This is a genomic window from Pseudomonas reinekei, assembly GCF_001945365.1.
In the GTDB taxonomy this organism is placed as follows: domain Bacteria; phylum Pseudomonadota; class Gammaproteobacteria; order Pseudomonadales; family Pseudomonadaceae; genus Aquipseudomonas; species Aquipseudomonas reinekei.
Genome location: NZ_MSTQ01000002.1, coordinates 25,342 through 39,961 on the forward strand (window position 1 = coordinate 25,342; position 14,620 = coordinate 39,961).

9 protein-coding genes, 1 tRNA gene and 1 pseudogene are annotated in these 14,620 nt (G+C 59.6%); 5 read left to right on the forward strand and 6 right to left on the reverse strand.

Annotation, left to right across the window (positions count from 1 at the left end; all coding sequences use genetic code 11):
• The first annotated feature begins 291 nt into the window (after positions 1-291).
• Positions 292-2,697 carry a glucose/quinate/shikimate family membrane-bound PQQ-dependent dehydrogenase gene (locus tag BVK86_RS02795; RefSeq protein WP_075944977.1) on the forward strand — a complete coding sequence of 802 codons (2,406 nt, stop codon included), beginning with the start codon at positions 292-294 and terminating at the stop codon, positions 2,695-2,697.
• Between the two features lie 38 nt (positions 2,698-2,735).
• Positions 2,736-2,855: pseudogene (locus BVK86_RS29190) on the forward strand (carbohydrate porin); the annotation flags it as partial.
• A 117-nt stretch (positions 2,856-2,972) separates the two neighbouring features.
• Here the strand turns inward: BVK86_RS29190 and BVK86_RS02805 are convergent.
• Positions 2,973-5,099: a TonB-dependent siderophore receptor gene (locus tag BVK86_RS02805; RefSeq protein ID WP_075944978.1), complete on the reverse strand. Its 2,127-nt coding sequence runs from the start codon at positions 5,097-5,099 to the stop codon at positions 2,973-2,975.
• Positions 5,100-5,385: 286 nt separating this feature from the next.
• On the opposite strand from BVK86_RS02805, the gene BVK86_RS02810 reads away from it, so the two are divergent.
• Both BVK86_RS02810 and BVK86_RS02815 read left to right on the forward strand, forming a co-directional pair.
• On the forward strand, positions 5,386-6,681 hold the full coding sequence (locus BVK86_RS02810; RefSeq protein WP_408002999.1) for an OprD family outer membrane porin: 1,296 nt from the start codon (positions 5,386-5,388) through the stop codon (positions 6,679-6,681).
• 81 nt (positions 6,682-6,762) lie between these two features.
• A complete protein-coding gene (locus tag BVK86_RS02815; RefSeq protein ID WP_075944980.1) occupies positions 6,763-7,593 on the forward strand; it encodes an alpha/beta fold hydrolase in 831 nt (276 codons plus the stop codon).
• Between the two features lie 61 nt (positions 7,594-7,654).
• Here BVK86_RS02815 and BVK86_RS02820 read toward each other — a convergent pair whose 3' ends face one another.
• On the reverse strand, positions 7,655-9,100 hold the full coding sequence (locus tag BVK86_RS02820) for a mechanosensitive ion channel family protein (protein WP_075945306.1): 1,446 nt from the start codon (positions 9,098-9,100) through the stop codon (positions 7,655-7,657).
• Between the two features lie 169 nt (positions 9,101-9,269).
• Here BVK86_RS02820 and BVK86_RS02825 point away from each other — a divergent pair, with 169 nt between their 5' ends.
• Positions 9,270-9,917: a lysozyme inhibitor LprI family protein gene (locus BVK86_RS02825; RefSeq protein ID WP_075944981.1), complete on the forward strand. Its 648-nt coding sequence runs from the start codon at positions 9,270-9,272 to the stop codon at positions 9,915-9,917.
• A gap of 36 nt (positions 9,918-9,953) precedes the next feature.
• Here BVK86_RS02825 and BVK86_RS02830 read toward each other — a convergent pair whose 3' ends face one another.
• The 4 genes from BVK86_RS02830 to selA all read right to left on the reverse strand — a co-directional run bounded on the left by BVK86_RS02830 (position 9,954) and on the right by selA (position 14,580).
• Complete coding sequence (locus BVK86_RS02830) at positions 9,954-11,036, reverse strand: AI-2E family transporter (protein WP_075944982.1); 1,083 nt, start codon at positions 11,034-11,036, stop codon at positions 9,954-9,956.
• 107 nt (positions 11,037-11,143) lie between these two features.
• Positions 11,144-11,239 (reverse strand) — tRNA-Sec (locus BVK86_RS02835).
• 6 nt (positions 11,240-11,245) lie between these two features.
• On the reverse strand, positions 11,246-13,153 hold the full coding sequence (gene selB, locus BVK86_RS02840) for a selenocysteine-specific translation elongation factor (protein WP_075944983.1): 1,908 nt from the start codon (positions 13,151-13,153) through the stop codon (positions 11,246-11,248).
• On the reverse strand, positions 13,150-14,580 hold the full coding sequence (selA, locus tag BVK86_RS02845) for an L-seryl-tRNA(Sec) selenium transferase (protein WP_075944984.1): 1,431 nt from the start codon (positions 14,578-14,580) through the stop codon (positions 13,150-13,152). Before selA ends, selB begins: the two co-directional genes overlap by 4 nt.
• Between the last annotated feature and the right edge of the window lie 40 nt (positions 14,581-14,620).

The following is a 14,620-nucleotide window of genomic DNA, read 5'->3' on the forward strand; positions in this document are numbered from 1 at the left end:
CAAATCAGGTAGGCGAATCCGTTTTGCTTCCCGCCATACATCGGTTAGCCGGCCCGGGTCCGATCGATTCGCGCTATTACGCCGCGATCTATACCTGTCAAAAATCCGCTAATACCTGACATAAAAAAGCCTTTTGCCAACGCTTCAATGATCCCGCAAACCCCTGATGTGCACGGGCCTTCGCTCAGGCACGAAATTGAGCTGCGAACGACGCTTTAATCAGAATTTGTGATTTAACTAGGTAGTTAGCTACCCATATAATGCACCGATCATTTCAACGGGACATTTAACGTGAAGCAGAGTCAACGCCTCTCGGGCATATCAACATTCATTCTGGTCGGGCTGGGCGTGGTCATCGCCCTCCTCGGCTTGGCACTGGCTGCAGGCGGCGTGAAATTGGTCAGTCTGGGAGGGTCGTGGTACTTCCTGGTGGGTGGGCTGGTGATGGCCGTTTCCGGTCTGCTGATCGCTCGCTTCAAAACGGCCGGCGCCTGGTTGTTCGCCGCGTTTTTAGTGGGCACGGCAATCTGGGCCGTGAGTGATGCCGGGCTGGTTTTCTGGCCGGTCTTCTCGCGCCTGTTCATGTTCAGCGCCGTTGGCCTGGCGGTCACGCTGGTCTATCCGCTGCTCAAGCGTGCCAATGGTGGCGTCCCGGGCCGCGGCGCCTATGGTATCGCTGCGGTGTTGGCGATTGCGCTGGCGGTGGCCGCTGGCAACATGTTTGTGGCGCACCCGACTGTCGCCGCCACGGGCACTGGCCCGGGCCTGACCCCCGTCGAACCAGCCAACGCGCAAAAGGACTGGGCTCACTACGGCAATACCGAGGGCGGTAGCCGCTTTGCTGCGCTGGATCAGATCAACCGCAACAACGTCGACAAGTTGAAGGTAGCGTGGACCTACCACACCGGTGACGTCGCCGAGAGCGATGGCAATGGCGCCGAAGACCAGCTCACCCCACTGCAGATCGGCAACAAGGTGTTCATCTGCACCCCACACAACAACGTGATCGCACTGGATGCCGACACTGGCAAGGAACTCTGGAAAAACGCAATCAACGCCAAGTCAAAAGTCTGGCAGCGTTGCCGTGGCATGGCCTATTTCGATGCCACCAAGGCAATCGCTCAGCCAGGCAATTCGAGCATCATCGAAGCCAAACCTGCCTCGGCAGCCAACTGTCAGCGCCGTCTGCTGACCAATACCATCGATGCTCGCCTGATCGCGGTCGACGCCGACACCGGCGAGTTCTGCCGGGGATTCGGCATCAACGGTCAGGTCGATCTGAAGGCTGGCCTGGGTGATGTGCCGGACAGCTATTATCAGTTGTCTTCCGCACCGCTGATGGCGGGCACCACCGTGGTGGTTGGCGGTCGCGTGGCCGACAACGTGCAAACCGACATGCCGGGCGGCGTGATCCGTGGGTTCGATGTGATCACCGGCGCCATGCGTTGGGCATTCGACCCGGGCAACCCGCAGGATCGCAACGCGCCAGCCGAGGGCAGCACTTATGCACGCAGCACGCCGAACAGCTGGGCGCCAATGTCCTACGACCCGGCGACCAACACCGTGTTCCTGCCGATGGGCAGTTCGTCCACCGACATTTATGGTGTCGAACGCAGCAAGCTCGATCACACCTACGGCGCCTCGATCCTGGCGCTGGACGCCACCAGCGGTGAAGAGCGCTGGGTCTTCCAGACCGTTCACAACGACCTCTGGGACTTCGACCTGCCGATGCAGCCAAGCCTGATCGACTTCGCCAAGGACGGCAAAACCGTACCGGCGCTGGTCATCGGCACCAAGGCCGGGCAGATCTACGTGCTCGACCGTGCCACCGGCAAACCGCTGACCGACGTTAAAGAAGTACCGGTCAAAGCGGCAAACATCCCCAACGAACCGTACTCGCCAACCCAGCCGAAATCGGTGGGCATGCCGCAGATCGGTGCGCAGCACTTGACTGAATCCGACATGTGGGGCGCGACCCCGTACGACCAATTGTTGTGCCGTATCGACTTCAAATCGATGCGTTATGACGGCCTGTACACCGCGCCGGGTACCGACAAGTCGCTGAGTTTCCCGGGTTCGCTGGGCGGCATGAACTGGGGCAGCATCTCCACTGATCCGGTACACGGTTTCATCTTCGTCAACGACATGCGGTTGGGTCTGTGGATTCAGATGATCCCGTCGCAAAACAAAGGCCAGGCCACGTCCGGTGGTGAAGCATTGAACACTGGCATGGGCGCCGTTCCACTCAAGGGCACGCCTTACGCCGTGAACAAAAACCGCTTCCTCTCTGTCGCTGGCATTCCTTGTCAGGCCCCGCCGTTCGGCACGCTGACCGCCATCGACATGAAGACGCAGAAAGTCGCCTGGCAGGTGCCGGTCGGCACCGTAGAGGACACAGGTCCCCTCGGTATCCGCATGCACTTGCCGATCAAGATTGGTCTGCCGACTCTCGGCGGGACTCTGTCGACTCAAGGTGGCTTGATCTTTATCGCCGGAACTCAGGACTTCTACCTGCGCGCCTTCAACAGCGGCAATGGTGAAGAGGTATGGAAAGCTCGCCTGCCCGTGGGCAGTCAGGGCGGCCCGATGACCTACGTCTCGCCGAAGACCGGCAAGCAGTACATCGTCATCACCGCGGGTGGTGCGCGCCAGTCGACCGATCGTGGCGACTACGTGATGGCCTACGCCCTGCCGTAAGCCGCTCTGCCCGCCTCACTGGCGGGCAAACTCTCTGAGCCACACCTTGGCTGACGTTGCGCCCGAATGTGCAATACATCATCGAACCCGGCGCGTTTTCCGGGCAAGACATCGACAATGCGCTGGTGCTCGGCTTGCAGGTGAAAGCCGCGCTCTGAACGCTCGATCAGGGAGTAGCAAAAAACAGAAAAACCGGCGCAAGACCGGTTTTTTTGTTCGATTAACCCAGTCCACCCCGCCCCATGACAACGACCGCAAAAGGCCGTGGCAGGGCCTTATAAGGTGTAAGAAATACCGACTTGAACTGTTCTCGGTGCACCGGGGTAAGCGTAGACATTGCCAAACGCACCTTCTTCATAGTCACGGTCGAATACGTTCTTCACATCCAGATTAAGCCTGACGTTGTCGTTTATTTTGTAGAAACCGAGCAAGTCGACGACGGTGTAGCTGCCCATTGAAAACGCCGTGTCAGCCGTCTGGCCTGCGCGCTCATCGACGTACTTGCCGCCCACGCCCAATCCCAGTCCTTTCAGGTTGCCATCCTGGAATTCATAAACGTTGAGCAAGCTGAAGCTGTTCTTCGGAATGTTCATCAATCGAGTGCCGGACGGGATCACGTTGTCTTTGGTGACCTCGGCGTCGACGTAAGCGTAGCCACCAATCACCCGCCATTGCGGGGTCAGATTACCTGCCACGTTCAGATCAAAGCCACGGCTACGGACTTCGCCAGCGGCCACGCTGAAAGTCGAGTCCACGGGATCGGTGGTCAAGACGTTGCGTTTTTCAATCTGGTAGATCGCCGCGTCAACACTCAACTGGCTATTCAGCGCTTCCCATTTGATCCCCATTTCATAGGACTTGCCCTTTTCCGGATCAAAGCCACCACCCTCTCGGCTGGCGCCGGTATTGGGTTTGAAGGAGCGCGCTGTATCGGCATAGACCGCCAAGGTGTCGGTCAGGTCATAAACCACGCCGAGTCGCGGCGTCACCGCATTGTCGCTTGCCTCCCAGCTTCGACCACCCGGCACAAAAGTTTGGTAGTCATGCTCGAAACGCTCGAAGCGGGCGCCCGCCAGGACTTTCAGACGCTCAGTCAACGCCACCTGATCCTGGACGAAGGCCGCGTAGGTCTTGAGGTTTTCCTTGTCGTGGGTGGGCGTGCGGGTCAGGGCTGGACGAGGCTGGCCATAGACCGGGTTGAAGATATCAATCGGGTAGGCACTGATCGCGCCACTGGAACGCTGGATGATCGACTTGTAGTCGTAATCTTCGTATTCGACACCGGTCAACAAGGTGTGATCAAAACCACCGATGGAGAAATGCCCCGTGAGGTTCAGTTGAGTGTCCTTGTCCGTCCACTCAAGCTTCCTGTAGTTGAAGTTGCGGCCCAATGTGCGTCCGTCGGCCGCGACCCCGTTCGCCTCTACGGCATTACCTTCAAGGGTGCCATCGAGCCATTGGAAACCTCCGCCCAAGGTCCAGTTATCGCTCAGCAGATGCTCGAAACGTAACTGCGCCATGTTGTTGTCGTTGTGCAATTTGCCAACGTCCCTTTCACCAAAGAACGTGTCACGCGACGCGGTTCCAATTTGATTCGGATAGCGTGTCACACCCCGATCCAGCGGGTGGTTATTGCGCATGAAATCGCCCTCGAAGATCACCTTGGTGTCGTCGTTGGCCTGCCAGGAAATAACCGGCGTCACGCCATAACGTTCGGTTTCAACATGATCGCGGAAGGTATCACCGCCCTCACCCACCACATTCAGGCGATAGGCCAGGCGACCTTCTTCATCCAGCGGACCAGAAGCATCCAGCGTGCCCCGCTTCATGCCCTGGTCATCGAGTTGGCTGCCCAGCGTGGCCGTGGGAACGTCCAGCGGTTGCTTGGAGATGACGTTGAAGGTGCCACCCGGATCACCCCGGCCATAGAGCATGGTCGCGGGCCCCCGCAGCACTTCGAGCCGCTCGATGGTGTTGGCATCAGGCATGTTCGGATAACCGCGATTGATCGGAAAGCCGTTGCGATAGAACTCGCCGGTGGTAAACCCACGCACGGTGAAAGTCGTCAGGCCCTGCCCGCCAAAGTTGTTGGCCCGCCCCACCCCGCCAGCGTAGTCGAGCGCGTCCTGCAAACGGGTGGCACTGATGTCCTCCACGACATCCTTGGGCACCACCGTGATCGATTGTGGTGTTTCATGGATCGACGTGTCGGTACGGGTCGCACTGGCCGAACGCGTCGCCCGATAGCCATCCACTGGCCCTAACGCTGTTTCAAAGTCGGCAGTTCCAACAATGTCGGTGGCTTGCAGCTCCAGACTGGCTTTATCGGTTATCACCTGCTCCGCCCAGGAAGCCGCGGAAAACGCCTGAAGCACACAGACAGAGACCAAAGTACGACGCATCGAAGAAACCTTGTGATAAGAGCCAAATGGGACGGCATTCGTGCCAATGAAGTGCGGCGCATGGTATACCACCTCATCAGCTTTTGATACGTATTCGCATTTGTGTTGGCCGAATGCTGGATGCTGCCCATGTGAGTGCTTGCGCACAACCAGCAGAAAACAGCACGCTTACTCAATTCTGGCTTTACACAGTGGGCGATCATTTCTCTGACTACCGGGAGAAGATGACCATGCAAACGACGACTGAGAAGGGCAACAAGTGACTGTTCGAAGCGTCACTTGCTGCCTGCTTTTGGCCATCTGCGCCCGCAGCGGAACAGCCTTGGCCTCCGACACCTCTGAAACCTCGCCAGGGTTTCGGGACGGCTCGTCATTTGAAGTACTCAGCCGAAATTTCTACCTCAACAATGACTTTCGAACCCCCTCTCCTTCAGGCAAGAACTACACCCAGGAATGGGCCCAGGGTTTCATCAGCTCATTTGAATCCGGTTTTACCGGCGGCACCGTTGGTGTCGGAATTGATGCCCATGCTTTCGTAGGGTTGAAGCTGGACGGTGGAAAGGGTCATTCCGGGACAGGACTGCTGCCCCTCGATCAGGAGGGGCGTAGCGAAAACGATTATTCCAGCGCCGGTGGCGCTCTGAAGTTGCGGACCTCCCGCACCACTTTGGCGTTCGGCGAAATGATGGTGGAAACCCCAGTGTTCGACACCGCGGACAAACGTCTGCAGCCGGAGTACGCAACGGGTTTTCTAATGGAAAGCCGTGAAAGCAATGACGTGCATTGGCTCGCAGGCCACTTCACCGCCTTCAAGAATCAGAACGCTTCGACCAGCCAAGGCAACTTCTCCGGCTACGGTGTCAGTACCGAAACCGGGAGTATCGATTTTATCGGCGCCAATTTTTTTGAAGAGCGCCCGCTGGGCGGCGCCCTTTACGCTTCACAACTGAGCGACACATGGCGCCAGTACTACGCCAACCTGCATATGAAGCAGTCCGGGGTGTTGTTGGACAGCAACGTTTATCACACAACCGATTATGGCGACGCCGTGGCCGGGGCGATCGACAATACGGCCTACAGCCTGTCCGGCAAGTACACCGCCGGGGCTCATGCCTTCACCCTCGCCTATCAAAAGATCAACGGCGACACGCCTTTTGACTTCGTGGGTGGCGACTCCATTTACCTTGCCAACTCAATCAAGTACGCCGACTTCAATGGTCCGCATGAGCGTTCCTGGCAGGTGCGCTATGACCTTGACCTGAGCAGCCTTGGCGCGCCCGGGTTGAAATTCATGAGCCGCTACGTCACCGGACGCGGTATCGACGGAACCCACGCGCCACAAGGGGGTGGCTATAACCCTTTCGATGAATCACTTGGACGCTACGTGCCCCAACAAGGCGATGGAGGGCGCCATTGGGAGCGCGATATCGATCTACGCTACGTTGTGCAGTCGGGGGCGGCCAAGGACTTGTCCCTCCAACTCTCCCATGTGACACATCGGGCAAACAGCGCCCAAGGCGGTGATGACATCGACAGGATCTACATCGTGATCGAATACCCGATCAAGCTTGGGCCGTTTTAACCACCTGACTCGCCAACATTTCCTTGCAGGATGTTGGCTGCCGCGCCAAACAAAGCTCAACCACCAACAGGGAATGACACCATGACCTCCATCACAACAAAAGACGGCACCGAGATCTTTTACAAAGACTGGGGCCCAAAAGATGCGACCCCGATCATGTTTCACCACGGCTGGCCATTAAGTGCCGATGACTGGGACAACCAGATGATGTTTTTCCTGGAAAAAGGCTATCGCGTCATTGCGCACGATCGGCGCGGTCACGGACGCTCGACGCAGGCGTGGACAGGTAATGACATGGACACCTACGCGGCCGATGTCGCCGAGCTGACCGATGCGCTCGACCTTAAAGGTGCGATTCATGTCGGCCACTCCACCGGTGGCGGCGAAGTGGCTCGTTATGTCGCCCGCGCCAAGCCGGGTCGTGTTGCCAAAGCGGTGCTTGTCAGTGCTGTGCCTCCGATCATGGTCAAGTCGGACAAGAATCCCGGAGGACTGGGCATCGAAGTCTTCGATGGACTGCGTAAGGCATTGCTTGAAAACCGCGCACAGTTCTATTTGGACGTTCCAACCGGCCCGTTCTACGGTTTCAATCGTCCAGGCGCCAACGTCTCGCAAGGCACTATTGAGAACTGGTGGCGCCAGGGCATGATGGGCGGAGCCAAAGCGCAATATGACTGTATCAAAGTGTTTTCCGAAACAGACTTCACCGAGGATTTGAAGAGCATCGAGGTTCCGACGCTGGTCATGCACGGTGATGATGACCAGATCGTGCCATACGCGGACTCTGCACCTCTATCCGTCAAGTTGTTGAAGCACGGTACCTTGAAAACGTACGCCGGTTTTCCACACGGCATGCCGACGACGAATGCGGCTGAAATCAATGCTGATATCTTGGCGTTTGTACGCGGCTGACAGTCGACAAAAAGGGGCCTCCAAGGCCCCTGTTTTGTTCAGTTCGCAAGCGCGCTGCCAATCAAACCCGACGACGCAACCACTGCAAAAAACCCCTTTTCTCGATAGCTTTCGGCTCTTCCTGAGTCATCGTCTGCGTAATCTGCAAACGGAAATCCAGCAATGCTTTCATCGCTTCACCGATGTCATGGCGGGCTTCCACGCACGGTCTGAAGAATTCCTTTTCAATACGGTAGAGATTGCAGAATGTCAGCGCGGCGAATTCCGCCGGTAGCGCTGTGCCCGAGACGATCCCGCCTTCGCCAATCACCTCGCCCGGTCCCATGCGCCCGGCTTCAAACTTCACGCCCGCACGGCTCAAGGCCACCGTCACCACGCCCGACTCGATAATGTACAGGTGATCACTGACCTGTCCGGCTGGCAAAATCACTTCACCCGGCTGGAAAATCTGCCGGGTCATGGCCTGGCTGACGTCGTCCTTTTCTTCCTCGCTCAAGGTCGTCGCGAAAATGCTCGCATTGTCCAGCAATCCTCGTGCTTTTGACTGCACGGGGGGCAAACTCGATTCGACGGTCGACAACCAGTTGATACCGGCCGCCTGCAAATGCCGATACGCCAGATCATAGAGTTGGTTGCGCACGGAGCGCTTCTGATCCATCGACACCACGAAACCGCTGACTTCGTATTCCACACCATTGCCGCCGGTGCTTTTGATTGTCACTTTAGGGGCCGGTTTGGTCAGCAGGATGCGGCACCCCTGGGCTGCCCGTTCAAGGGCATCGAACACCCGGTTAGGACGCACCAGGGGGCTGATGAGCAAGCTGATCGAGACCCCGAACATGTCGCTAGGCCGGCTGAAGTTGGTGATCTTGGCCTTGGCCGCCATGGAATTGGGGATGACGATCATGTTGCCCTGGGAGGTTTGCAGGAACGTAGCGCGCCAATCGATATCGGTCACCCGGCCTTCGGTGCCGTCGATCGCAATCCAGTCATCGATTTGATAGGGCTTGGTGGTGTTGAGGACGATCCCGGAAAATACATCGCCGAGGGTACTCTGCAGGGCCAGACCGACAATGATCGCCAAGGCGCCGGACGTCGCCAGTACGCCCTTGACCGGCAGATTGAGCACATACGCCAGGGCGGCGATCACCGCGACCAGGAAAATCACCGCGCCGAGCAGGTCCTGGAGCAAACGTCCGGTGTGCCCGACCCGGTACATCATGACCGCGCCGATTATCACCGTGAGGGTACGTGCGCCGAACAGCCACCACATAATCTGCAGCACCGTGGTCGCAAATTGCAGCGTGGTGTCACTGACCGGGGGGCCCGGCTCCCATGGACTCAGGCCCTGGTGAAACAACAGCGCGCTGTACAACGAAAAAATGACCACCCGCGCCAGCACTTTCCAGTTGTAGCGGTGAGAACCGACCACTCGCCACATCACCATGTCGATCAGGATCAAGACCAGCCCGCCCATCAACGGGCTTTCAGTGAACAAGGACAACATCAGGTATCTCCCGCTCGGACCAATGATCACCGCACTGCCGCGGACCTGCATCCGCCCATGAAGGATAGCCCTTTCCAGCCCCCCAGCCGTCAGCCGACGTGGCAAGTTCTGAACACTGACTTACACTGCGATACACCCCAGGCAATCCGCTGATCTGTGTGGCGCCAACATGAAAACGGTCATGGCCTGCTTCACCTCTGTATTCGCTGCCAGCGCCTGCCTGGTGACGTCCTCTTGCGCACACGCGGCGTCCTTCACCACCAGCTATGACTGCAACAAGGCAACAGCGACTGTTGAAAAACTGATCTGTCGCGACTCACAACTGGCACAGATGGATATCGAGCTGACGCGCCTTTATCGCCTGGCGCTGACGGATGAAAACTCCGTCCCGCGCCCGGACAAAGTGCTGATCGACCAACAGTTCTGGATGGATGCGCGCAACCAGTGCGCCTCCGGGCCTGATCCCCGAGGCTGCACGATCAGCAGTTATGCCAGGCGCGCGCACCAGATGCGCCAAGGCTCGGCCATCGTCAGGACCAAGGACCCACACAGACTCAGCGAAGGCCCCCTGGCATTTCGCTGTACCGGGCTGAATGCACTGATGGCCGCAACGTTCTTCACCACGCAACCGGGTGTGGTTTACCTCGTCTGGGCGAACAGCTCGATCACGCTGAACCAGGTGCCGAGTGATTTTGGCACTCAATACATCGGCAAGGATGCGCAGGGAAGCTACAGCTTCCGGCAGGACGGCAATGCCATCCTGTTCCAGAAGCCCGGCTCAGGAGTGCTCAACTGCGCGGCTGAGCCGACGGGCTGATGTTCATGCCGTACGGCTCAGGCAACCCCCCTTCGGTCACGATGCGGCGGGTGGTGAATCCCGTACCCACTGCCAAAACAGTTGATAACCGACCGCCAGTATCACCGGGCCAATGAACAAACCAATGATGCCGCTGGTGACCATGCCACCCAAGGCGCCAATCAACACCACCGGCATCGGCACGTCCACACCACGCCCCAGCAGCAAGGGCTTGAGCACGTTGTCCACCAGACCGGCAAGGAACACGTAAATGGCAAACACAATGGTCGCGGTGCTGGGGCCTTCGGTGGCGAAGACATAGGCAATCACCGGCACAGTGATCAGCGTCGCCGGCAATTGCATGATGCCCAGCAACAACACCGCGAGTGCCAGCAGGCCGGCGCCAGGAACACCCTTCAGGACAAAGCCGAGTCCGACCAGGAGCATTTGAATAAAGGCGATACCGACGACACCGAGCGCTACCGCACGGATGGTTGCCGTGCACAGGGTCGCGATGCTCGGGCCTCTATCCGGCCCGCTGATCCGCGAGGCAATCTGTACCGAAGCACGGCTGCCGGCTTCACCGTAGGCCATGAAAATCCCGGCGATGATCAACGAGAAAATAAAGGTCAGGAAACCCATGCCGACACCGGCCAATTTGCCCAGCAAGCCGAGGCTGAAGCCTTTGATTTGCGGGATGTATTTGGCTGTAAGCCCGGGAAGATCGGTGGCCGCCTGTTGCCACAGCGCATACACCTTGTCGCCTATCAACGGCCATTGCGCCACAGACTCCGCCGGCGCCGGAATATGCACCCCCTCCTCCTTGACCACGCTCATCGCGCCTTCCACGGAATCGGCAATCGACGTTCCCAACAGATAGATCGGCACCATGAGAATGATGATTGCCACCAGCACGATCACCGTCGCAATGCGGCCGTCCTTTTGCCCCAAGGGGCCTCTGAGTCGCTGTTGCAGCGGATACAACGTGATCGCCAGGATCACCGACCACAGCATCAAGTCACGGAACGGGCTGAATATCTCGAAGCAGAACAACACCAGCACAACAATCAGTCCGGCGCGAATCAGAACATCCAGTAATCCGCGGGACAACGCCTTCTCTGACAGCGGTAGAGGCACCATGGAAATCTCCTTATAGTGCACTGCGAAGGTAGGAAGTCTTTGCCCAGCATAGACGGACATCGGCAAGCGTGATGGACGCGTAAGCGTCAATGTTCAGCACAGGGAAATGGCGGAAGGTAGCCGGAGTCGAACCTGCCCGGGAACGGATGCCGTCCCCAACCGGGTTTGAAGCCCGGCCGCGCCACCGGGCGCGATTACCTTCCTTGAATTCAGTGACCTGTTTGCCGGGCCAAAGCGTTGTCCCGGCGTATCTGGCGGCGATCGCCAAAGCGCCTTGTCAGGCCGAGCCGGTCAAAGTATTCGAGAATCTGGATGCTGCGCTTGCGGCCCAGCCCCACGGCATCACGAAACGCCGAGACCTGTATCACCGGATTCTCATCGGCCAGTTGCAACAGCATAGCCGCCAAACGCTGGATCGTTGCGTCGGTATAAAACAGGTCGCGGACCACCTGATGCGCCAGCCCCAGCCTGGCCATCTTGCGCAACAACGAACGCACAGCCACCTCGTCGTGGCCTAGCTCGCGTACCCACGGTGGATCAAAGCCCGCCGCGTCGAACAGCGGTTGCAAGTGCTGCCACAGCGTTTCATCCGCCTCGCTCAGGCGCACCTGATGTTCAGGTAGATGCAGCCATGGCCCGCTGGCGGCAATCGCACCCGTGGTGAGTAGCGAGTCGAGCAGACTGATGAACGTGGAGCGATCAAGAGCGCTCCCGGTGAAACGGCGCAAGCGATCGCGGTCCGGCCCCATTTGATCCGGTTCCGATTGGTGAAAGCGCGCCAGGTGCTGCAACAGCTCATCCTGCAACGATTGCCACCGAAGGCTGCTGAACAATACCGGCGCTTGCCGGGTTTCAATCAGGCGCACGTCTTCAGGCAATAACCAGTCTGCTCGCAGGTGGTTGAACTGGCGTTCCAGACGTTGCGGATCGAGCCCGGTTTCGCTGTTGCTCAGCAATTGCGCAAGCACCGCTTCCAGGCGATTGCCCGCCGCCAATGCCTGTAGCTGGGCCAATCGCTCCGGGCTACGGCGATGCCGGCTGGGGGCGAACGGGTCAAGGACGCGGCCACCGCCAAGGGTTCGTTGAGCACTCTGGTCGCGCAGGATCAGCGGATCATCCTTCACTGCCTGCACTGGTGAATTGAGCAGGATCTGCGCGAACATCCGCCCGCCCGGCGACAGGCTCGCCCCCTCCAGCAGCGCCACGCGGCCGGTGACGTCTTGCGTACCGATGTGCACGTGAACCGGCGCAAAATGTTCGAACGCGCGCGACTCACCGGGCAGTAACTGAAAGTCGATATCCAGGCGTTGAGTCGGTGCGTACAGCCACTCTGCCGCGAGCCACTGCTCTCGATGAATCTGCTCCAGCGCCAGACGCTCACCGCTGAGGTTCAACGCGACACGCTGCCCGGCTGTGGCGACGTCGGCAGCCTGGTTCTGTGCATGCAGACCGCGCACGCGCACGGTTTTGCCGAGCGGGCCGAGGATCAGCGTATCGCCCACCGCAACCTGCCCGGAGACGGCCGTGCCGGTGACCACAATACCGGCGCCGGCCACGCTGAATCCGCGATCGATAGAGAGCCGGAAACCTCCCTCGAGACGGCGTTGTGCGACCTCGTGCTGAGCTTGCAGCAGCGCCTCACGCAAGGTATCGACGCCCTGGCCGGTTACGCTCGACAGCGCAATCAATGGCGCTGCGGCGTAAGGTCCGGGTGCCAGCAATGCACTGACTTGCTCGCGCACGGCGTCCACTCGGGATGGCTCGACCCGGTCGCACTTGGTGATCGCCACAACGGCGCGAGCAATGCCCAGCAGCTCGACAATCGCCAGATGTTCGCGTGTCTGCGGCATCACGCCGTCATCGGCGGCCACCACCAGCAACACCAGATCAATGCCTTGCGCCCCGGCCAGCATGTTGTGGGTGAAGCGCTCGTGCCCCGGCACGTCGATGAAACCGGTCAGGGGCGCGCCGGGCTTCAGCTCGGCGTAGAGGTAGCCGAGGTCGATGGTCATACCGCGCTCGCGCTCTTCCCGGCGCCGATCACCGGCCTGGCCAGTCAAGGCCTGCAGCAACGCTGTCTTGCCGTGGTCGATGTGCCCCGCCGTGCCGACAATCACCCTGCCCGGCCCTCCACCTTCAAGTGGTCGAGCTGCGCCAGCCATGCCGGTTCGTCGTCGAGCTGCCGCAAGTCCAGCCACAGGGCGTCGTAATCGATGCGGCCAAGCACCGGAACCGGCAACCCTCGCAATGCCGACTCCAGCGCCAGCAGCGATCGCCCCCGCAGGCGTTTACTGGTGTTGGGGCGCAAGCACAACGCAGCGCTTGGCAAACGCGCCACCGGTTGGCTGCCGCTGCCGATCATGCCCAGCGCCGGCAACGCGCTGACGCTCCAGCCTTCGCCCAATTGTCTGGCCAAGGTGGGTTGCAAGCGTTGGGCCTGAACAAGAATGTCGGCCTGTGGCCGGGTCAGCAGGCGCAAGCTGGGCAGACGTTCGGCCAGTCGGTCCGGATTGCGGTACAGGCCAAGCACCGCTTCAAGGGCGGCGAGGGTCAGCTTGTCGACCCGCAAGGCGCGTTTGAGCGGGTTTTTCTTGATTTTGCCGATCAGTTCTTTACGCCCGACAATCAACCCGGCTTGCGGACCACCGAGCAATTTGTCGCCGCTGAAGGTGACGATATCCGCCCCATCAAGCAGTGCCTGGCGCACCGTCGGCTCAGCGGGCAAACCCCATCGGGTCAAATCCAGCAGGCTGCCGCTGCCAAGGTCTTCGAGCAGCGGCAAGCCGTGCTGATGCGCCAGTTGTGCCAGTTCGGCGGTCGGTACGCGCGTGGTGAAGCCCTCAATACTGTAGTTGCTCGCATGCACCCGCATGAGCAAACCGCTACGCGGGCCGATGGCGGCCTCATAGTCGCGGGCGTGGGTGCGGTTGGTGGTGCCGACTTCATGCAGTTTGACCCCGGCGCGGGCCATGATGTCGGGGATGCGAAAGGCCCCGCCGATCTCGATCAGCTCGCCACGGGAAATGATGCCTTCCTTGCGTGCACCCAGGCTGTTGAGGCTCAGCAGCACGGCGGCGGCATTGTTGTTGACCACGGTCACCGCTTCGGCGCCGGTCAGTTCGCGGATCAGGCCTTCGATCAGATCGTCGCGGTCACCGCGCTTGCCACTGTGCAGGTCGAATTCCAGATTCAACGGATAGCGTGCAGCCATTTGCACCGCTTCAATCGCCTCATCCGGCAACAATGCCCGCCCGAGGTTGGTATGCAGCACCGTGCCGGTGAGGTTGAACACCCGGCGCACATGGCTGCGGTGTTGAGCCTGCAGACGTTCGCCCACACGGCCCGCCAGTACTTCAGGGCTGACTTCAATCGCCTGGACCAAACCCTGCTGTACGGCGTCGCGCAACTCATCGAGCAACTGCCGCAACGTCGTCAGCAACACGTCGCGCCCGTAGCGCTCGGCCAAAGGCTGACACGCCGGATGACGCAACAGGCTGTCGATGGAAGGCAAACGCAGGTGGGGGCTGGCACCGCTGGCAGACATCTGGCACTCCTGAAATCGAAAGACCGTCGCGCCAGAGTGT

Excerpts from the sequence above, each read along its gene's own strand:
- BVK86_RS02805 (WP_075944978.1), bottom strand. The coding sequence starts at position 5,099 with ATGCGTCGTACTTTGGTCTCTGTCTGTGTGCTTCAGGCGTTTTCCGCG.
- BVK86_RS02815 (WP_075944980.1), top strand. The coding sequence starts at position 6,763 with ATGACCTCCATCACAACAAAAGACGGCACCGAGATCTTTTACAAAGAC.
- BVK86_RS02820 (WP_075945306.1), bottom strand. The coding sequence starts at position 9,100 with ATGTTGTCCTTGTTCACTGAAAGCCCGTTGATGGGCGGGCTGGTCTTG.
- BVK86_RS02825 (WP_075944981.1), top strand. The coding sequence starts at position 9,270 with ATGAAAACGGTCATGGCCTGCTTCACCTCTGTATTCGCTGCCAGCGCC.
- BVK86_RS02830 (WP_075944982.1), bottom strand. The coding sequence starts at position 11,036 with ATGGTGCCTCTACCGCTGTCAGAGAAGGCGTTGTCCCGCGGATTACTG.
- selA (WP_075944984.1), bottom strand. The coding sequence starts at position 14,580 with ATGTCTGCCAGCGGTGCCAGCCCCCACCTGCGTTTGCCTTCCATCGAC.